The sequence below is a fragment of the Nocardioides luteus genome (assembly GCF_000960475.2).
GTDB classification, from domain to species: domain Bacteria; phylum Actinomycetota; class Actinomycetes; order Propionibacteriales; family Nocardioidaceae; genus Nocardioides; species Nocardioides luteus_A.
The window spans coordinates 1-18,215 of the sequence record NZ_JZDQ02000017.1 but is presented as its reverse complement, the minus strand read 5'-3'; the positions used below and the strand labels follow the sequence as shown (position 1 = coordinate 18,215).

Here is an 18,215-nt window from a genome sequence, read left to right as displayed (position 1 = left end):
CTCGGCTTCACAACCTCCTCAGACCGCGACCTTCTCGCGCTTGACCGTGGCCTCGTCGGGGGCGGTGCCGGCGTGGGCGCGCTCGAGGGCGGCACCCTCGACGTCCACGTTCGGGAGGATGCGGTCGAGCCACGCCGGCAGCCACCACGCCGAGCGCCCGAGCAGGTGCATCAGTGCCGGCATCAGCAGCATCCGGACGATGAAGGCGTCCAGCAGCACCCCGAGTGCGAGCCCGAAGCCCATCGAGCGGATCATCACCGACTCGGCGAAGATGAACCCGCCGAAGACCGAGACCATGATCAGGCCGGCCGCGATCACGACCGAACGCCCGGCACGGAAGCCCTGGGCGACGGCGACGCGTGCGGGTGCGCCGTGGACGTACGCCTCCCGCATGCCGGAGGCCAGGAACAGCTGGTAGTCCATCGCCAGGCCGAACAGGATCCCGACCAGCAGGATCGGCAGGAAGCTCAGGATCGGGCCGGTGCTGTCGATGCCGATCCACTCGGCGCCGATGCCCTTCTGGAAGACCGCCACCACGACGCCGTACGTCGCCAGCAGCGAGAGCACGAAGCCACCGGTCGCGATGAGCGGGACCAGGATCGAGCGGAAGACCAGGATCAGGATCAGCAGGGAGAGGCCGACGACGACGCCGAGGTAGGGGAGGAGTACGTCGTTGAGCCCCTGCGACACGTCGATCGCGACCGCGGTGGCGCCGGCGACGCCGAGCGTGATGTCGCCGTTGACCGGCGGCATGTCCCGGATCGCGTTGACCAGCTCGTTGGTCGAGACGCTGTTGGGGCCCTCCTCGGGGACGACCTGGAAGGCCGCCGTGCGACCGTCCTCAGAGACCGCGGCCGGCGCCACGGCGCGTACGTCGTCGAGGTCTGCCAGCGCCTTGGCGACGGTCACCTGGGCCTGCTGGATGCCGGCCTCGCTGAGTCCCTCGGGCAGCTCGGCGGCGACCAGCAGCGGGCCGTTGGCGCCGGCGCCGAAGCTGTCCTCGGTGATCGTGTAGGCGGTCTTGGCCAGCGAACCCTCGGGCTCCGAGCCGCCGTCGGGCAGGCCGAGGCGCATGTCGAGGGCGGGGACCGCGAGGGCGAGCAGGGCCACCACGGAGGCGACGACCGTGACCACGGCGCGCCAGGTCGGCATCGGCTTGGCGTGGGCCTCGGCGGCGTCCTGCTGCGCGACCTTCTTCCGGGCGCGCTTGGAGACGATGCGGCCCCCGACCAGGCCGAGGATGGCCGGCGTCAGGGTGATCGCGACCAGGACGGCGATCGCGACGCAGGCGGCGCCGACCGAGCCCATCAGGCCGAGGAACGGGATGCCGGTCATGTTGAGCGCGACCAGCGCGACGATCACGGTGGAACCGGCGAAGACGACGGCGGTGCCGGCGGTGCCGTTGGCGAGCCCGATCGACTCGTGGACGTCGGTGCCGTGGAGCAGCTGCTTGCGGTGCCGGTTGAGGATGAACAGCGAGTAGTCGATGCCGACGGCCAGGCCGAGCATCAGCCCGAGGATCGGGGTCATCGCGGCCATCTGGACGACGCCGGAGAGGGAGAGCGCGCCGAGGGCGCCGATGCCGACGCCGGTCAGCGCGGTGACCAGCGGGACGCCGGCGCCGATGATGGTGCCGAGCATGATGAGCAGGACGACCGCGGCGACGCCGACGCCGACGATCTCACCCGGCCCCATCGGGTTGGGGGACTCCTGGGAGATGTCGGAGGAGACGCCGACCTCGACGCCGGCGATCGGGTGCTCGGTGAAGTGGTCGACCGTGGCCTTCTTGGTCTCCTCGGACATCTCCAGGCGGCCCACGGAGTAGGCGACGTTGACCAGGGCGGCCGATCCGTCGGCGGAGACCATCCGGATCTCCTCGGAGAGCTCGAGCAGCTCGGCGCCGTTCTCGGCCTTCGCGGTGTTGACCTCGAGGTCGGCGGCGCTGTCGTCGACCTTCGCCTGCTGCTTGTCGAGGGCGGCCTGCTGGGTGTCGATCTGGGTGGTCGGCATCCCGGCGGCCTTCAGCTGGGCGCGGGCCTTGTCGAGGTCGGACTGTGCCTTGTCGAGCCTGGCCTGGACGCCCTCGAGCCGGGTCCGGCCGGCCTCGAGCTGGGCCTGGCCCTGGGCGACCTTCTCGGCCTGCGCCGCGCGATGGGCCTCGGTCTGGAAGGGGTCGGTGACGACGGCGACGTCGGGGAGGTCCTCGGCGCTGGTGATCAGCGCCCGGATCTCCTTCTTCTGGGTCGCGGTGAGCGGGCTGCCGTCCTTCGTCCGGAATGCGATCGTGCCGGAGCCGCCGGCGAGGTCGGGCAGCCCCTTCTGGAGCTCGTCGACGACCTTCGACGAGGGCAGCCCCGGGATGTCGAAGCTGGTGGTGAGCTCGCCGGACCAGGCGACGTACGCCCCGGCAGCGCCGGACAGCGCCAGCACCCAGGCAAGGATCACAAGCCAGGCGCGGCGCGCGGCCGTCTTGCCCCATCGATACAACAGCTCCGCCATGGCGGCATCCCTCCGGTAATTCGCAACGGTGCGTCCAGTTAATCACCTGATCGCCGCTGGACAAGGGTCGCTGTGCGAGTGATGGGTCACACCTGTGCCTTGGCCATGAGATGGCGCGGGATCCTAGGATGCCCTTCATGCCAGCGTCAGCAGGAGTGCGCCGTCGAGGTGCCGTACGCAGCGAAGAGGCTCGCATCGCGGTCCTCGGCGCGACCGGGCGGCTCTTCGCGACCCAAGGCTATGACCACCTCACCATCGAGGGCATCGCGGCCGAGGCAGGTGTCTCCAAGCAGACGATCTACCGCTGGTGGTCCTCGAAGAGTGCGGTCGTGGCCGATGCGCTGATCGAGGACAAGCTGCTGCCGGACCACCCCGTGGTGCCCGACACCGGTGACATCCGCGCCGACCTGATCGCGTGGATGCAGAGCCTCATCGATCTCGTGGCCCAGCCCGGCAACGACGGCCTCGTCCGCTCGCTCGTGGCCGCCGCCTGCGAGAGCCCCGACATCGGCACCCGCCTCAACGACGCGCTCGGTATCACCGCCACCGTCTCCACCCGCATCGAGGCCGCGGTCGCGGCCGGCCAGCTGCCCGCCGACCTGCCGGTCATGGAGTTCGTACGCGCCCTGGTCGGTGGGTTCGTGCTCCACTCCCTCGAGCGCAGCGAGCCCGCCCCGGACATCGCCGAGCGGCTGGTGCGCGCGCTGCTGCACTGACCCCTTTTCTTTACCCAAGAAAGAGGGGGTGCGGGCCCTCCGGTCAGGGCTACGGTGGAGGGCATGCCGAAGGTGCCGCCGCCCGTCTATGTCGCCGTGGGGCTGGTTGCCCAGCATCTGCTGGCCCCGGCTCGCCGGCCGACGGTGGTGCGGTCGGTCGCGGCCGCTCTCGTGGCTGGTGGGTCGGTGTATGTCGCGGGAAGTGCGGCTCGGGCGTTCAAGCACAAGGGCACCAGCTTCGACCCGCTCGAGCCCGAGCGTGCGACCGCGGTCGTGACGGACGGTCCGTTCCGCTACACCCGCAACCCGATGTACGTTGGCATGACCGGCCTCCTGCTCGCCCACGCCGTGCTCCGGGGTGGCCTGTTGCCGCTCGTCCCCGTCGCAGCGTTCGTCGCGATCATCGACCGCACCCAGATCCCCGCGGAGGAGCACGCCCTGTCGTGGAGCTTCGGCAAGACGTACGACTCCTACCGCGCCGCCACGCCCCGCTGGCTCGGTCGGCCGTCGGGTCTGCCTCGGGGTGCCGCGCGTGGCTAGGCTTCTCCACACGGTCCTCGACACGACCGACGTACGCGGCCTCGCCGAGTTCTACCGCCAGTTCCTCGGTCTCGTCTATCGGCCGGGAGACGAGGTGCCGGGGGACGATGACGACTGGCTGGTCCTCACCTGGCCCGACGGGCGTCGGGCGCTCGCGTTCAACCGGGTCGACTCCTCCGAGATGGCACCGTCGGACTGGCCCGCACCTGGGGCCGTCAAGCACATGCATCTGGACACCGTCGTCAGGTCCGTCGCGGAGCTCGATGCCGAGCATGATCGTGTGCTGGGGTTGGGGGCTTCCCTCCGTCTCGATCGGTCTGACGATCCTGAGGAGCCGCTCCGGGCTTATGCGGATCCTTCGGGGCACATCTTCTGCATCTTTGTGGTGTGAGGGTCCCCGGTGGTCGAGCCTGTCGAGACCACCCTGCGCGGGGCTGTTTTTCGGGGCTGGTGTGGGCCGCCGCCGAAGGGTCACTCCCGTCGGCTGAAGGTCACCTCCGCCGAGGCGTCACTTACGTCGGGCGAGACGTCACGTACGTCGGTCGAGTTGGCAGTCCAGTGCCCACTCGGCCGACGCGGGTGACGTCTCGGCGGGGGCGGGTGAGCTTCGTGCAAGCTCACCGGCCCTGGATCCCAAGCACCTACGCCCCGATAGCCAACACCCTCCGTAACGGGGCGGCGGCCACCGGCGACAAGAACGACCGCCTGGCGAGCCCACGGGTCGAGCAGTGGAGCCGAGCAGTGAGAATGAGGGCGTGAGCGATATCGAGTACGTGGACAACCCGGCCAGGCACCGCTACGAGATCCGGGACGGGGAGACCGTTGCGGGGCTGGCGGTCTACCGGCTGCCCGACGACGAGCACGTGGACTTCGTGCACACCGAGGTGGGGGAGGACTACAACGGGCAGGGGCTGGCGTCGAAGCTGGTGGCGTTCGCGCTGGCGGATGTGAAGGCGAAGGGGAAGCGGATCATCCCGCATTGCCCGTACGTCGCCGGGTGGCTGAAGCGGCACGGCGAGGAGTACGCCGACATCACCGACTGGCCGGCCTGATCACGAGGGCCTGATCACGACGTCCGATCAGACCTCGGACGGCTTCCGCGGCTCCAGGCCGAGCTTGGCCAGCGGCGTGCGGGTCATGTGGGCCGAGGGCCAGGCCTGACCCCGGGTCGAGGAGCCGCGGGAGTAGGGCCTGGCGCCCGACTGATAGGTCACGAAGAACTCGTCGCCGACCTCGGCCACGCCCTCGGCCAGGTTGGGCAGCCACTGCAGGGCGCGGGGCCGGATCGTGACCCGGTCCTGGACGATCAGCTGGCTGCGCCTGGTCGGTCCGCGGGAGACGCTGAAGACGTACTCCTCCTCCCGGACCACGACGCCCTGGGTGCCGACCGGGGTGCGTACGCCGATCGGGGTCTTGATCTGCCAGGAGCCGTCCTTGCGGATGTACTTGTAGAGGCGGTTGTTGGCGTGCGACCCGACGTAGAGCAGGTCCTTGGTGGCGGCGAGGTAGGAGCCGGCGGCGACCGCGACCAACGGCCCGACCGTGGAGACGGTCGAGAGCGGTTCGGCGTGGACGATCTGGGTCAGTGAGTAGCAGTAGAGGCGCGGCGGGTTCCCCTCGCGGCACACGTAGACCTCGTCGCCGATGACCGCGACCCCGCCGGCGTTGACCGGGCCGCTGACACTGCCCTTCGGCCCGCCCAGATAGACCGCGTTGATGAGCTCGCCCGAGGGCTTGTCGACCAGGGCGAGCGCCGAGCCGAGCTTGTCGCCGTAGTAGCCCTGCAGGAGCAGATCGGCCTCGGGGGAGTAGGCCAGGCCCTGCGGGATCCAGCCGTGGTCCTCGTCCCCGGTGAGCACCATCGAGGTGGCGATGTGCGGGATCAGCGGGCCGAGGCTGCTGCCACTACGGCTCAGCCAGGCCTGGGTGCGGTCGATGCCGCGTTGGACCCATTTCTGCTGCCTTCGCGCGGTCACCTTGGGGTCGATCACGAGCAAAAAACCTATCCGCTCGGACACTGTTCGGCGGCCGCTTCGGGGTGCGAGTCCGACAACTGTCCACCAGACGGAACGGTCGGGCGACAGGTTCCATGTACCCGCCGGTATAGGAGGTGGCAGGATCTGCGGACATGACTGCGGACATTCAACGGCACGCCGACGTGATCGTGGTGGGAGCCGGCCTCGCCGGCCTGGCGGCAGCGGCCGAGGTGGCCGACGCGGGAAAGAGTGTTCTCCTGGTCGACCAGGAGCCGGAGCAGTCCCTGGGCGGCCAGGCGTTCTGGAGCCTCGGTGGACTCTTCCTCGTCGACAGCCCCGAGCAGCGCCGGATGGGGATCAAGGACTCACCCGAGCTGGCGCTCCAGGACTGGATGGGATCCGCCCAGTTCGACCGTGACGAGGACCTGTGGCCGCGGCGCTGGGCCGAGGCGTACCTCGACTTCGCGGCCGGCGAGAAGCGGTCCTGGCTGCGCCAGATGGGCCACCGGATCTTCCCGGTCGTCGGCTGGGCCGAGCGCGGCGACGGCCGTGCCGACGGCCACGGCAACTCGGTGCCGCGCTTCCACATCACCTGGGGGACCGGTCCGGGCGTGGTCGAGCCGTTCGAGCGGCGGGTTCGCGCCCACGCCGACACCGGCCGGATCACCTTCGCCTTCCGCCACCGCGTCGACCAGGTGCTGATCGAGGACGGCGCTGCCGTCGGCGTCAGCGGCAAGGTGCTCGAGGCCAGCGACGTCGAGCGGGGACAGGCCTCCTCGCGTACGGAGGTCGAGGACTTCGAGCTCCGCGGACAGGCCGTGATCGTCACCTCCGGCGGCATCGGCGGCAACCACGACCTGGTTCGCAAGCACTGGCCCTCCCGGCTCGGCACCCCGCCGCAGTCGATGGTCTCCGGCGTGCCCGCGCACGTCGACGGCCGGATGCTGGAGATCACCGCCGCGACCGGCGCCAAGATCATCAACGACGACCGGATGTGGCACTACGTCGAGGGCATCCGCAACTGGGACTCGATCTGGGCCAACCACGGCATCCGGATCCTCCCCGGCCCCTCGAGCCTGTGGCTGGACGCGACCGGCAAGCGTCTCCCGGCGCCGTTCTTCCCCGGCTTCGACACCCTCGGAACGCTCAAGCACCTGCGCCAGACCGGCTACGACTACTCCTGGTTCGTGCTCACCGAGAAGATCATCAAGAAGGAGTTCGCGCTCTCCGGCTCGGAGCAGAACCCCGATCTGACCGGCAAGGACATCAAGCTGCTCGCCGAGCGGGCGCGGAAGGGTCCCGGCCCGGTCAAGAGCTTCATGGAGCACGGTGAGGACTTCGTCGTCGCCGAGAACCTCACCGCGCTCGTCCACGGCATGAACGGCCTCGCCGACAAGGATCCGACCGGCCCGCAGATCAAGGAGAGCGAGCTGCGCCGGATCATCGAGGCCCGCGACCGCGAGATCGCCAACAACTTCACCAAGGACGCCCAGATCACCGCTCTGTACGCCGCCCGCCACTACCGCGGCGACAAGCTGCAGCGCACCGCCAAGCCCCACCGGATCCTCGACCCCGAGGCCGGCCCGCTGATCGCGGTCAAGCTGCACATCCTCTCCCGCAAGACCCTGGGCGGGCTCGAGACGGACCTCTCCGGTCGCTGTCTCACCTCGGCCGGCACCCCGCTGCCCGGGCTCTACGCGGCCGGCGAGGTCGCCGGCTTCGGCGGTGGCGGGATGATGGGCTACAACGCGCTCGAGGGCACCTTCCTCGGCGGCTGCCTGTTCTCGGGACGTACGGCGGGCAGGGCTGCGGCCGCGGCGATCTGACCCGACCTCACCGGGCTCAGTGGGCGCCGGAGAGGTTCAGCCCGACCACGCCGACGACGATCATCGCCAGGAAGCCGGCCTTGGCGGCGGTGAGGTGCTCGCCGAGGAACATCACGCCGATGCCCGCGACGAGTGCGGTGCCGAGGCCTGACCAGATGGCGTACGCCACCGAGACCGACATCCGCTCGACGACGACGGAGAGCAGCCAGATCGAGACGCCGTAGCCGGCCACGACCGCCACCGACCAGGGCACGTTGCGGAACCCCTCGGTGCGGGGGAGCAGCGCGGTGCTGGCGACCTCGATCGCGATCGCGACGACGAGCAGGCTGGCGGCGTACATGTTCGGGGTCCTCCTGAGACGCGTGTAGCGACTGCTACATCACTGAGAAATGTAGCAGTCGCTACAGGTTGGGCATAATGCTTTCCATGGACCGCAAGGAGGAGCTCCTCGAGCAGGTGGTCGAGCACGTGCTCAAGCACGGGCTGATCGGGCTGACCCTGCGTCCGCTGGCGGCTGCCATCGGCACCAGCGACCGGATGCTGATCTACCACTTCGGCGGTCGCGACGAGCTGGTCGCCGCGGTGGTGGCGCGCACCAACGAGCTCTCCGTCGCCGCGGTCGCGGCGCTGGAGCCGGCCGAGGACGTACGCGCCGGGGTGGAGGCGCTGTGGCGGGCCTACCGCAGTGACCCGCTGCACAGCTGCCTGCAGATCTACCTGCAAGCAGCCGCAACGGGGCTGATCGGGATGGAGCCCTACCGCTCGGTCGTCCGGGAGACCAACGAGCTCTGGTACGCCGCGCTGCGCGACTACATCACCGCCTGTGGGGCGCCGCCCGAACGTGCGGGACGGATCGTCACGCTCGTCGACTCCTCGTTGTTCGGCTTCCACCTGGACCTGGCCACCGACCGGCCTGACGAGCTCGCGGCCGGCGTGGCCGATCTCGCCGCGGCCGCCGGGGCGATCGCCTCAGCCTGAGACCAGCCGCAGCCTGCGCTCCGCGCGGCGTACGACGACCTGCTGGCCCCACGACAGGGCGAGCGTGTCGGACTCGATGCCGTCGCCGAAGGCGACCAGGCGGTCGGACTCCACCTCGATCGTCAGGCTGTCACCTGTCTGCTCGGCACCCGCCAGCGTGCCCTCGGTCTGGGTCGTCCCGGTCGCCGGCGAGGGCCAGGCCTCCCGCACGAACCAGGCGAGCTCCGGGGCCGTCGGGGCGGGCAGGGTGAGCGTGCTGTGCCGCTCGACCCAGGCCGACCGCGCCCAGCCGGTGGCACCCGTCCCGGTCGCGACGATCAGGCCGGAGGAGGCCTGCGACTCGGTCCGCCCGGCCACGGTGAGCCGGTAGCGGGCGGTCTGGTGGGTGGCCTGGCCGACGTACACCTCGTTCAGCGCGACCAGCGACTGGCCGTCGTCGGCGACCGCCTCGACCATGGTCCGCTCCTCGCAGGTGCCGGTCGAGCGGATCAGGTCGGCCGCCGCCCGCGGTGGGTAGCGGACGAGGACGCCGGCGTTGCGGCCCGGCTCGGGGTCGATCCCGACCACCGGCTGACCGTCGAGATACTTCGCCACGTTGGCCACCAGGCCGTCCTGGCCGACCACGACCACGATGTCCTCGGGCGCGAAGAGGAACCGGTCGAGGTCGCCACGCTCGACCGATCCCTGCCGCCAGTCGAGCGGGATCGCAGCGCTGACCTGCGCAATCGCCGCCTTCAGGGCCTCGTGGCGACCCTGCACCTCGGCCAGGTCGCGGCCTCGGGTGGAGAGGAAGAAGCCGACCTGGCCGAGGGTGCCGTGCCGGGCCACGAGCTCCTCCAGCTCGGTGGCCCGGTGGACCAGCACCACCCGCGGCGCGACGCTCATCCGTCGCTCCGGGCGCCGAGCTTGGCGAGGACCGGGGCGAGCAGGTCCGGGGTGAGCGCCAGGTGCTCGATCTGGGGCAGGTTGGCGGCCAGCTCCTTGAGTGCGAGGCCGAGCAGGACCGCCTCCGGCAGATCGCGGTAGGCGGCCAGGGCGGCCGCCTCGGCATCCGCCTTCGCCAGCCCGGTGGCCCGGGTGGCCTGGGCGTTCGCCTCGGCCAGCACCTGGGTGCGCTCGGCCTCGGCGGCGGTCGCGATCCGGGCCGCGGCGGCCTTCTCCTCGGCGCTGCGCCGCGCGTTGGCGCCCTGCTGGCCGACCAGCTGCTCCTCGCGGCGGGCGAGCTCGATCTTGTTCTGCAGCTCGTTCTCGGAGATGGCCCGCTCGCGCTCGACCGCCGTCGCGCGCCGCTCGTACGTCGCCTTGTCGGCGTCCGCCTGGACGCGCTCGCGGGTCGGGGTGAGGAGCGCCTTCTCCACCTCGGGCTCGGGCCGCAGCGCGACGACCCGCACGCCCAGGATGGCGAGCCCGGTGGCGGTCAGCCGCTCGTCGCCACCCAGGCCCGCGGCGATCGCGTCGCGCACCGGCCCGACGCCCCCGGCGAGCACGTCGGCCAGGCTCTGGGCGGCGATGAGGTCGAGGGCGTACTGCTGCGCGGTCTCGGTCAGCAGCCCGGCGACCTGGTCGAGCGGGCTGCCGCGCCAGCGGCCGTTCTCGGGGTCGATCGAGAAGTCGATGCGGCCGGCGACCGCGGCCGGGTCGATGATCCGGAAGCTGACCGTGGCCTGCGTGGTCAGGTCCTGGAAGTCGGCGGTGCGCGCGTGGAAGAGCAGCGGCAGCTCGCGGTCGTCGACGGGCACCTCGGAGAGGACGGCGGAGAGCGGCCGGTACCAGAACGATGCGCCGACGCCGCTGTGGCGGACGGTGCCGTTGTGCAGGTGCTGCACGTGGGTGGTGGTGCTTCCGCGCAGGTGGCGGAGGAAGGGGTAGCGGGCGATGTCGGCCATCTCAGACTCCCTGTCTGTTCTGTCGATTATTAGCGTCAGAATGACGATAAGGCGTGGCGCGCTTGTCGTCAAGATGACGATTGGTGCAAGGTTGCCCCATGGAGCACCCCCCAGGCCACGTGAGCAGAGTCGCCGTCACCGTCGACCTCGTCGTGCTCACCGTCCGTGACGAGGCGCTCTGCGCCCTGGTCGTACGCCGCGGCATCGAGCCCTACCGAGGCGCCTGGGCGCTCCCGGGCGGATTCGTCCTCGACGACGAGGGTCTCGAGGAGGCGGCCGCGCGCGAGCTCGCCGAGGAGACCGGCCTGCGGCCGGGGAGCGTGCACGTCGAGCAGCTGGCGACGTACGGCTCTCCGGGGCGGGACCCGCGGACCCGGGTCGTGACGGTCGCCTATCTCGCGCTGGCGCCCGACCTCCCGGTGCCGGCCGCCGGGTCGGACGCGGCCGACGCGCAGTGGCGCCCCGTCGACGCCCTCCTTGCCGGGGACGGGCTGGCCTTCGACCACGCCGAGATCCTCCGCGACGGCGTCGAGCGCGCCCGCGCCAAGCTGGAGTACTCACCGCTGGGCGCCGCGTTCTGCGCCGAGGAGTTCACCGTCGCCGAGCTGCGCCGGGTCTACGAGATCGTCTGGGGTGCGCGGCTCGACCCGCGCAACTTCCATCGCAAGGTCACCAAGACCGAGGGGTTCCTCGAGCCGACCGGAGCCACCACGACGCGCGACGGGGGCCGGCCGGCCCAGCTCTTCCGCCGGGGCTCGGCCGAGCACCTGCATCCGCCGTTGCTGCGCCGCTCGTCGTCGCTGGACGTCACCACCGGCCCCTGATCTGCTTCGCCGGAGGAGCGGCGTACTCGTTGTGCCGGCTGGTGCTCAGCCCGAGGCGTACCAGCTTCTCCACCTCCGCGGTGGCGGCGGCGACCCCGTCGACGACGGGCACGTCGAGCTCTTTGGAGAGCCGGGCGCACAGGTCGGCCATCCCGGCACAGCCCAGGACGATCGCCTCCGAGCGGTCCTCGGCCAGAGCACGTCGGCAGGCGGCCAGGATCGTCGCGTACGCCGCCGGGTCGGTCTCCAGGTCGACCACCGGGATCTCGCAGGCATGGATCCCGCCGACCAGGTCGGCGACGCCGTAGTCGCGCGCGATCGACCAGGTGTGCGCGACGACCCGCGGCAGCGTGGTGACCACCGAGAACCTCCGGCACAGGTACGCCACCGTCCGCATCGCCGCCTCCGCGATCCCGACCACGGGGCCGGCGAGGATCTCCCGGGCCGCGTGCAGCCCGGGGTCGCCGAAGCAGGCGATCACGAACCCGTCGTACGCCGCGCCCTCCCGCTCCAGGGCGCCGAGCAGATGGGGCACCGCGATCGCCTCGTCGTAGTGCGACTCGAGCGAGACCGGCCCGGCGCCCGGGTCGATCGCGTCGACGACCACGCCCGGGCCGACGCTCGCCCGGGCGCACTCGCCGATCAGTGCGGTCATCGACGCCGTGGTGTTCGGGTTGACGACCAGGATTCGCATCAGGCCGGCTCCGCGGCGGCCTCGGCGGTGGCCTCTGTGGTGACCTTCGAATCGGCCGTCGCAGTGGAGAAGGCGTAGTAGGCCACGAACCCGATGCCGCAGCCGATGAACCAGGAGTAGTCGGGCAGCCAGGTGAGCACCCCGCCGAGCTTCGGGACGAGCACCGACGCGAACGAGAAGGCGGCGGCCACCACGAGCGCGTAGACGGCCTTCGGGTTGGTGCCCCGGGTGTAGTAGTAGGTGCCCGACTCGGAGAGGGTGTAGAGGTCGGCGACGACGATCTTCTGCCCTCTGACCAGGTAGAAGTCCGCGATCAGGATGCCGAACAGCGGTCCGATCAGGGCGCCGAGGAGGCCGAGGGTCCAGAAGATCGCCTCGTCGTTGGCGTACCAGTTCCAGGGGGTCAGCAGGACCGAGCCGCCGGCCGCGATCATGCCGCCCATGCGCCAGGAGATCTTCTGCGGGGCGACGTTGGAGAAGTCGAACGCCGGGGAGATGAAGTTGGCGACGATGTTGATGCCGACGGTCGCGATCACGAAGGTCAGCCCGCCGAGCAGGACGGCGGTGTAGGTGTCGATCCGCTCGATCGTGGCCACCGGGTCGGTGATCAGCTCTCCGAAGACGGGCATGGTCGCCGCGGCGGTGAGCACCGTGAGCAGCGAGAACAGCACGAAGTTGACCGGAAGGCCCCAGAAGTTGCCGGTCTTGACGGCCTTGAACGACTTCCCGTAGCGCGCGAAGTCGCCGAAGTTCAGCATCGGGCCGGAGAAGTAGGAGACCACCAGCGCGATCGCGCCGAGCATCGCCGTCACCTGCTGGCCGACGGTCAGCTCCTTGTCGGAGAGGGAGAAGGAGACGTGCCAGTCGGCGCGGTAGAGCATGTAGACGCACAGCGCCAGCATCGCCACGTAGACCGCCGGCCCGCAGAAGTCGATGAACCTGCGGATCGACTCCATGCCGCGCCAGAACACCAGGGCCTGGGCGACCCAGAGGATCGCGAAGCTCACGTAGCCGAGGTAGGAGAGGCCGAGGAAGGAGTGGTCGGCGGTGGCGTAGGCGGCCAGCGACGGGAAGAGCTTGAGGATCACGATGGTGAGCGACCCGGCGGCCAGGAAGGTCTGCACGCCGTACCAGGCGATCGCGATCGACCCGCGGATGATCGCCGGGATGTTGGCGCCGAGCACCCCGAACGAGGCTCGGGAGACCACCGGGTAGGGCGTCCCGGTCTGCTGGCTCGGCTTGGCGACCAGGTTGCAGAAGATCTGCACCAGCACGATCCCGGCGATCAGGCAGACGAACACCTGCCAGCCGGTCAGGCCGAGCGCGAAGAGGGCTCCTGCGGTGACGTAGCCACCGACGCTGTGCACGTCCGACATCCAGAAGGCGAAGATGTTGTACCAGCCCCACTTCTGCTCGCGCAGCGGGTCGAGGTCCTCGTTCGACAGTCGGGGATGGTAGGCGGGCGGTGCTGTCACCTCGGTCATCACGGTCTCCTTCGGGTGGGGGTTCACCCCATCGTGGTGACCGGGTGTTTCACCTGATCAGATGCCGTGTCAGAGCAATGTGACGCGAAAGATATACGACGTACGCCGGCGCGCGGCCGGAGGCGCTCAGGGCTGCCGGAACACGTCCGGGTCGCTCCGGAAGACCTCGATGGCGGTCTTGAGATGCTCGTAGTGGGCGGCCGACTCGGCGACGAGCCGGTCCGCGTCGCGCGCACGGAAGGCGGCGACCATGGCGTTGTGGTCGCCGTGGAGGAGCGCCCGGTCGACCTCGGCGACCCGCGACATGGGCCGGGCCGGCTCGGTCATGTTCCAGGCGGAGTCGTACATGTGCAGCAGTCGCTGCATCCCGGCCGGCGCGATCAGCGCCCGGTGGAAGCGACGGGACTCGACGTGGTAGCCACGCTCGTCACCCCGGGCGACAGCCGCTGCCATCGCGGAGTGGGCGCTGCGTACGAGCTCGTCGTCGGTCTCCGTGGCCGACCGGACGGCGGCGCGCAGGGCGGAGGTCTCCAGTGCGGCGCGCACCTCGTAGAGCTCGCGGAACTCGGCGAAGGTCAGCTTCGCCACCGCATAGCCGACATGGGGCCGGTGCTCGACCAGACCTTCGCCGGTCAGCACCTTCAGGGCTTCGCGCACGGGGATCTGGCTGACACCGAAGAACGTCGCCACCGAGGCGATCGGGATGAGCGTTCCCGGCGGCTCCTCGCCCGACAGGATCGCCAGGCGGAGGTCCTCGATGACGTGCGGCTGCTCACCGTCTCCGGCGGAGCTGACCAGGCGGGAGGCGAACACGGAGCGGCGCCGGGGCCCTTGCATCGAGGTCCTCCTGCCGTCGTCCGGAGCGTCCGGTCGGTCACCGAATGGTCTCGGCCTGATCACGAACCGATAACGGCGGATCCGGTGTGTCGGACGGCACATCCCATGCGGCGTACGCGCGTTGGGTAACTAGACAACAACCACGGCATTGTTGTCCAGCGGACGCCGTGGCTCGGGATCGACCCTTCCCCTGACGGGCACGTTTGAAAGGGTCGTTACAACGCCGAAACGCTGGTGCCAGCACCTGAAACCTCCGCTCGCTACGGTCCCCGGGACCTGTGCGTGAAACTCCTCGAAGGGAACTCGTTTCGATGTCTACCCCCGCCTCTCGGACCTCGCGACGTAAGTCTTTGCATCTCAGGGCCGGCGCGGCCCTGCTGTCCGTCGTGGCCGCCACGACGCTGGCCGCCTGTGGCTCCGACTCCGAGAAGGGGAGCAGCGAGGAGGGCTTCGGCACCATCTCGATGCAGTACTCCTGGATCAAGAACGAGGAGTTCGCCGGCGAGTACTACGCCGAGGACAAGGGCTACTACGAAGACGCCGGCTTCGATGCGGTCAACGGCATCTCCGGCCCCGACACCGGTGTCGCCAAGCTGCTCTCCGGCAAGGTCCAGGTCGCCATCAACGACGCCGCCTCGGTCGGCTCCGCGATCGCCGAGCAGGAGGCGCCGCTGAAGATCATCGGCGCGACCTTCCAGAAGAACCCGTTCACGATCCTCTCGCTCAAGGACGGCGGCAACATCGCGACGCCGGCCGACCTCAAGGGCAAGAAGATCGGCGTCCAGGACTCCAACGTCAACGTCTTCAAGGCGATCCTCGCGGCCAACGGGCTGGAGGAGAAGAAGGACGACATCACCGTCGTCCCGGTCGAGTTCGACCCGACGCCGCTGATGGAGGGCCAGGTCGACGGCTTCATGGCCTACCTGACCAACGAGTCGATCACCGTCGAGCTCGCCGGCCACGAGGTCACCAACCTGCCCTACGCCGAGAACGGCGTGCCGTACGTCGCCGAGACCTACACCGTCACCGACCAGTACCTCGCCGAGAACCGTGACCTCCTCAAGGCGTTGCTGACCGCCGAGATCAAGGGCTGGACCGAGACCTTCAAGAACCCCTCCGAGGATGTCGTCAAGGTCATCACGACCCATTACAACGAGGCGGCCAGCGACTCCGACGGTCTCGAGGCCAGCTTCGGCGAGCTCGACCCGGTCAAGACCAAGCGTGGTCTCGAGGAGTCGCAGAAGCTGATCTCGACCCCGGAGACCGAGAAGAACGGCCTGTTCACCATCTCCGACGAGCTCCAGCAGCAGACCGTCGACTCGCTCGCCGCCGCCGGCTGGAAGGTCTCGGCCGAGGACCTCTTCGACACCTCGATCATCGACGAGATCTACGAGGAGAACCCCGAGCTGAAGGCCTACCAGAAGTAGTGATGGCCGACGACAAGCTCATGGATGCCGGTGCTCCCGCCGCGGAGCCCGCTTCGGAGACCGGCGGCGGCACCGGCATCCACATCTCAGGAATCAGCAAGGTCTTCGGCGCGGGGAAGAAGTCGGTCACCGCGCTGAAGGACACCGACCTCCACACCGACCAGGGCTCGTTCCTGGCTCTGCTGGGGCCTTCCGGCTGCGGCAAGTCGACGATCCTGCGGATCCTCGCCGGCCTGGAGACCCCGACGAGCGGAGAGGCGTACGTCGACGGCAAGGCCCCCGCTGACCTGCGGCGTGACTCCGAGCTGGGGATCGCGTTCCAGGACCACGCGCTGCTGCCGTGGCGCTCGGTGGTCGGCAACATCAAGCTCGTCTTCGAGGTCGCCGGACGGCGCCCGGACATGGACTACATCCACGAGCTGATCAAGCTCGTCGGGCTGGAGGGCTTCGAGAAGGCCCGGCCCGCACAGCTCTCCGGCGGCATGCGGCAGCGCGTCTCGATCGCCCGGGCACTCGCGCTCAAGCCCTCCGTGCTCCTGCTCGACGAGCCGTTCGGTGCGCTCGACGACATGACCCGGCAGAACCTCAACCTGGAGCTGCTCCGGATCTGGACCGAGAAGCCGGCGACCACCCTGCTGGTCACCCACGGCGTGAACGAGGCGATCTTCCTCTCCGACCGGGTCGCGGTGATGTCGCCGCGACCGGGCCGGATCAAGGAGATCATCGAGGTCGACCTTCCCCGGCCGCGTACGCCCGACATGATGCGCACCCCGGAGTTCCACGCGCTCGCCGACCGGGCCTCCGAGCTGCTCTTCGGTGACGACGGGCGCGCTGAGGCGGAGTCTTGATGCGGATGCGGCTGCCGGGCTGGCTCGCCGGGCTCATCGGCGTGGTCACCCTGTTCGTGCTGTGGGCGGTCGTGGCCGTGGTCGGGTTCCCGCCCGATGCCGGCACCGGGTTCACGCCGGTGCCGCCGCCGTGGACGGTGCTCTCGGAGATGGCCGCGGCGGGTCCGTCGGCGTTCTGGGGCGGCGTGCTCCGGGAGACGCTGACGGAGGCGTCGATCGGGTTCCTGTGGGGCAACCTGATCGCCCTGCTGCTGGCCTCGCTGGTGCTGCTGGTGCCGTGGCTGGAGCCGGTGATCATGCAGATCGCGGTGACGACGTACTGCCTGCCCGTGGTCGCCGTCGGCGGCATCTCGATCGTGGTCCTCGGCGGCGCCGAGCAGCCGGGGGACCCGTCGAAGACGTCGATCTTCCTGGCCGCGCTGATGGTCTTCTTCACGACCGTCGTCGGGGCCGTGCTCGGCTTCAAGTCGGCCGACCGTGCCTCGCTCGACGTGGTGCGCGTCTACGGCGGATCGGTGTGGACCCAGCTGGTGAAGGTACGCCTCGTCGCGGCCGTGCCGGCGATCCTCAACGCGCTCCAGATCGCGGTGCCGACCGCGATCCTCGGTGCCGTGCTCGGTGAGTACCTCGGCTCCACCGACCGTGGCGTCGGGCGCACGCTGATCGTGCTGCAGGGCAAGCCCGACCCGGAGCGGCTCTGGGCCGTCTTCCTGGTCTGTGCCCTGGTCGCCCTGGCCGGCTATCTGCTGCTGGGGCTGGTCTCGCGTCTGGTGACGCCGTGGGTCGCTGGGAGGTCCGGATGAGGTCGGGTGCCATGGGTCTGTCGCGGGCGGTTCTGGGGCCGGTGCTGCACACCGTCGCCGCGCTGGCGATCGTGGCCGTGCTGTGGCAGGCCTTCGTGTCGTTCTCCAGCGTCTCGGAGTACGTCGCCAAGGGGCCGCTGGACGTGCTCGATCATCTCTTCACGGGTCCCGACGCGGCCGCCCATCGGGCGGAGCTGTTCCCGCTGACGTGGGTCACCCTGAAGGACGCCGGGCTCGGCTTCCTCGCCGGGATGGCACTCGCGATCGTGGCGGCGGTGCTGTTCAACCTGTCGCGTACGGTCGAGGCCGGCGTGATGCCGCTGGCGCTGCTGCTCCGCTCGATCCCGCTGGTCGCGATCGCTCCGGTCGTCATGCTGATCACCGGACGCGCCTCGACCGCCTCGGTCGTGGTGCTCGGGATCATCGTGGTGCTGTTCCCGGCGCTGGCCGCCGTCCTGTTCGGGCTGTCCCAGGCCTCGCCGCAGTCGCTGGATCTCGTGGCCGTCTACGGCGGATCGCGACTCACCGCGATCCGCAAGGTCTCGCTGCCCGGCGCGCTCCCGTCGATCTTCGCCGCCGCACGTGTCTCGGTGCCCGGCGCGGTGACCGGGGCGCTGCTCGCCGAGTGGCTCTCGACCGGCAACGGCATCGGCGGCAACATCCAGAAGTTCCCCGCCGCCGCCCGCTTCGACGACCTGTGGGCCGCGGTCGCGATCATCACGGTCATCACCCTGGTGCTCTACAACCTCGTCCAGCTCCTCGAGTCGGTCGCGCTGGAGCGGATGGGGATGACCCGCTAGCGCCGAGGCGTCACGTACGTCGCGCGAAGCGTCACCGCCGTCGGCCGAGTGGGCACTCAGGTGCCCACTCGGCCGAC

General features: G+C 70.0%; 19 protein-coding genes. 11 read left to right on the top strand and 8 right to left on the bottom strand.

Annotated features, from left to right (window positions below; genetic code table 11):
- Positions 1-18 precede the first annotated feature (18 nt).
- Positions 19-2,499: an MMPL family transporter gene (locus UG56_RS13265; protein WP_045550310.1), complete on the bottom strand. Its 2,481-nt coding sequence runs from the start codon at positions 2,497-2,499 to the stop codon at positions 19-21.
- Positions 2,500-2,636: 137 nt separating this feature from the next.
- Here UG56_RS13265 and UG56_RS13260 point away from each other — a divergent pair, with 137 nt between their 5' ends.
- From UG56_RS13260 to UG56_RS13245, 4 genes are all read left to right on the top strand, one after another.
- The gene (locus UG56_RS13260) at positions 2,637-3,215 is read left to right on the top strand and encodes a TetR/AcrR family transcriptional regulator (RefSeq protein WP_045550321.1); all 579 of its coding nucleotides are present in this window, start codon (positions 2,637-2,639) and stop codon (positions 3,213-3,215) included.
- 63 nt (positions 3,216-3,278) lie between these two features.
- Positions 3,279-3,755, top strand: coding sequence for a methyltransferase family protein (locus UG56_RS13255; RefSeq protein WP_045550311.1), 477 nt, complete (start codon positions 3,279-3,281; stop codon positions 3,753-3,755).
- Positions 3,748-4,146 carry a VOC family protein gene (locus tag UG56_RS13250; RefSeq protein WP_256206612.1) on the top strand — a complete coding sequence of 133 codons (399 nt, stop codon included), beginning with the start codon at positions 3,748-3,750 and terminating at the stop codon, positions 4,144-4,146. Before UG56_RS13255 ends, UG56_RS13250 begins: the two co-directional genes overlap by 8 nt.
- Positions 4,147-4,510: 364 nt before the next feature.
- The gene (locus UG56_RS13245; RefSeq protein ID WP_045550313.1) at positions 4,511-4,807 is read left to right on the top strand and encodes a GNAT family N-acetyltransferase; all 297 of its coding nucleotides are present in this window, start codon (positions 4,511-4,513) and stop codon (positions 4,805-4,807) included.
- 27 nt (positions 4,808-4,834) lie between these two features.
- On the opposite strand, the gene UG56_RS13240 is transcribed toward UG56_RS13245, so the two are convergent.
- On the bottom strand, positions 4,835-5,746 hold the full coding sequence (locus UG56_RS13240; RefSeq protein WP_071327061.1) for a hypothetical protein: 912 nt from the start codon (positions 5,744-5,746) through the stop codon (positions 4,835-4,837).
- A gap of 137 nt (positions 5,747-5,883) precedes the next feature.
- Between UG56_RS13240 and UG56_RS13235 the strand changes: the two genes are divergently transcribed.
- Positions 5,884-7,557, top strand: a complete 1,674-nt coding sequence (locus UG56_RS13235; RefSeq protein WP_045550315.1) for an FAD-binding dehydrogenase — start codon at positions 5,884-5,886, stop codon at positions 7,555-7,557.
- 16 nt (positions 7,558-7,573) lie between these two features.
- Here UG56_RS13235 and UG56_RS13230 read toward each other — a convergent pair whose 3' ends face one another.
- Positions 7,574-7,897, bottom strand: a complete 324-nt coding sequence (locus UG56_RS13230; RefSeq protein ID WP_045550316.1) for a DMT family transporter — start codon at positions 7,895-7,897, stop codon at positions 7,574-7,576.
- 86 nt (positions 7,898-7,983) lie between these two features.
- On the opposite strand from UG56_RS13230, the gene UG56_RS13225 reads away from it, so the two are divergent.
- Entirely contained in the window at positions 7,984-8,535 is a 552-nt protein-coding gene (locus UG56_RS13225; RefSeq protein WP_052693915.1) for a TetR/AcrR family transcriptional regulator, read from the top strand.
- Here the strand turns inward: UG56_RS13225 and UG56_RS13220 are convergent.
- Positions 8,527-9,420 (bottom strand): NAD(+)/NADH kinase, encoded by an 894-nt coding sequence (locus UG56_RS13220; RefSeq protein ID WP_045550318.1) that lies wholly within the window; start codon positions 9,418-9,420, stop codon positions 8,527-8,529. The two genes, UG56_RS13225 and UG56_RS13220, sit on opposite strands and share 9 nt — an antisense overlap.
- Entirely contained in the window at positions 9,417-10,421 is a 1,005-nt protein-coding gene (locus tag UG56_RS13215) for an SPFH domain-containing protein (protein ID WP_071327060.1), read from the bottom strand. The genes UG56_RS13220 and UG56_RS13215 overlap by 4 nt, the downstream gene beginning before the upstream one ends.
- A gap of 98 nt (positions 10,422-10,519) precedes the next feature.
- Here UG56_RS13215 and UG56_RS13210 point away from each other — a divergent pair, with 98 nt between their 5' ends.
- On the top strand, positions 10,520-11,245 hold the full coding sequence (locus UG56_RS13210; RefSeq protein ID WP_071327059.1) for an NUDIX hydrolase: 726 nt from the start codon (positions 10,520-10,522) through the stop codon (positions 11,243-11,245).
- On the opposite strand, the gene UG56_RS13205 is transcribed toward UG56_RS13210, so the two are convergent.
- The 3 genes from UG56_RS13205 to UG56_RS13195 form a co-directional block, all read right to left on the bottom strand.
- Positions 11,229-11,939, bottom strand: a complete 711-nt coding sequence (locus tag UG56_RS13205; protein ID WP_045551123.1) for an aspartate/glutamate racemase family protein — start codon at positions 11,937-11,939, stop codon at positions 11,229-11,231. The two genes, UG56_RS13210 and UG56_RS13205, sit on opposite strands and share 17 nt — an antisense overlap.
- Positions 11,939-13,423 (bottom strand): NCS1 family nucleobase:cation symporter-1, encoded by a 1,485-nt coding sequence (locus tag UG56_RS13200; protein WP_045551133.1) that lies wholly within the window; start codon positions 13,421-13,423, stop codon positions 11,939-11,941. Before UG56_RS13200 ends, UG56_RS13205 begins: the two co-directional genes overlap by 1 nt.
- A gap of 126 nt (positions 13,424-13,549) precedes the next feature.
- Positions 13,550-14,260, bottom strand: coding sequence for a GntR family transcriptional regulator (locus tag UG56_RS13195; RefSeq protein WP_045551124.1), 711 nt, complete (start codon positions 14,258-14,260; stop codon positions 13,550-13,552).
- 350 nt (positions 14,261-14,610) lie between these two features.
- On the opposite strand from UG56_RS13195, the gene UG56_RS13190 reads away from it, so the two are divergent.
- From UG56_RS13190 to UG56_RS13175, 4 genes are read left to right on the top strand one after another with little or no spacing between them, the layout of a single operon-like run.
- Entirely contained in the window at positions 14,611-15,687 is a 1,077-nt protein-coding gene (locus UG56_RS13190) for an ABC transporter substrate-binding protein (RefSeq protein ID WP_256206611.1), read from the top strand.
- Positions 15,688-15,689: 2 nt separating this feature from the next.
- Entirely contained in the window at positions 15,690-16,535 is an 846-nt protein-coding gene (locus tag UG56_RS13185) for an ABC transporter ATP-binding protein (RefSeq protein WP_218145214.1), read from the top strand.
- A complete protein-coding gene (locus tag UG56_RS13180) occupies positions 16,535-17,338 on the top strand; it encodes an ABC transporter permease (RefSeq protein ID WP_177191479.1) in 804 nt (267 codons plus the stop codon). Before UG56_RS13185 ends, UG56_RS13180 begins: the two co-directional genes overlap by 1 nt.
- A gap of 11 nt (positions 17,339-17,349) precedes the next feature.
- Positions 17,350-18,138: an ABC transporter permease gene (locus UG56_RS13175; protein ID WP_045551127.1), complete on the top strand. Its 789-nt coding sequence runs from the start codon at positions 17,350-17,352 to the stop codon at positions 18,136-18,138.
- The last annotated feature ends 77 nt before the right edge of the window (positions 18,139-18,215 follow it).

Bases quoted from the DNA above. Each gene is read 5' to 3' on its own strand.
- UG56_RS13265 (WP_045550310.1), bottom strand. From the start codon at position 2,499: ATGGCGGAGCTGTTGTATCGATGGGGCAAGACGGCCGCGCGCCGCGCC.
- UG56_RS13260 (WP_045550321.1), top strand. From the start codon at position 2,637: ATGCCAGCGTCAGCAGGAGTGCGCCGTCGAGGTGCCGTACGCAGCGAA.
- UG56_RS13255 (WP_045550311.1), top strand. From the start codon at position 3,279: ATGCCGAAGGTGCCGCCGCCCGTCTATGTCGCCGTGGGGCTGGTTGCC.
- UG56_RS13235 (WP_045550315.1), top strand. From the start codon at position 5,884: ATGACTGCGGACATTCAACGGCACGCCGACGTGATCGTGGTGGGAGCC.
- UG56_RS13230 (WP_045550316.1), bottom strand. From the start codon at position 7,897: ATGTACGCCGCCAGCCTGCTCGTCGTCGCGATCGCGATCGAGGTCGCC.
- UG56_RS13225 (WP_052693915.1), top strand. From the start codon at position 7,984: ATGGACCGCAAGGAGGAGCTCCTCGAGCAGGTGGTCGAGCACGTGCTC.
- UG56_RS13220 (WP_045550318.1), bottom strand. From the start codon at position 9,420: ATGAGCGTCGCGCCGCGGGTGGTGCTGGTCCACCGGGCCACCGAGCTG.
- UG56_RS13215 (WP_071327060.1), bottom strand. From the start codon at position 10,421: ATGGCCGACATCGCCCGCTACCCCTTCCTCCGCCACCTGCGCGGAAGC.
- UG56_RS13210 (WP_071327059.1), top strand. From the start codon at position 10,520: ATGGAGCACCCCCCAGGCCACGTGAGCAGAGTCGCCGTCACCGTCGAC.
- UG56_RS13205 (WP_045551123.1), bottom strand. From the start codon at position 11,939: ATGCGAATCCTGGTCGTCAACCCGAACACCACGGCGTCGATGACCGCA.
- UG56_RS13200 (WP_045551133.1), bottom strand. From the start codon at position 13,423: ATGACCGAGGTGACAGCACCGCCCGCCTACCATCCCCGACTGTCGAAC.
- UG56_RS13195 (WP_045551124.1), bottom strand. From the start codon at position 14,260: ATGCAAGGGCCCCGGCGCCGCTCCGTGTTCGCCTCCCGCCTGGTCAGC.
- UG56_RS13185 (WP_218145214.1), top strand. From the start codon at position 15,690: ATGGCCGACGACAAGCTCATGGATGCCGGTGCTCCCGCCGCGGAGCCC.
- UG56_RS13180 (WP_177191479.1), top strand. From the start codon at position 16,535: ATGCGGATGCGGCTGCCGGGCTGGCTCGCCGGGCTCATCGGCGTGGTC.
- UG56_RS13175 (WP_045551127.1), top strand. From the start codon at position 17,350: ATGGGTCTGTCGCGGGCGGTTCTGGGGCCGGTGCTGCACACCGTCGCC.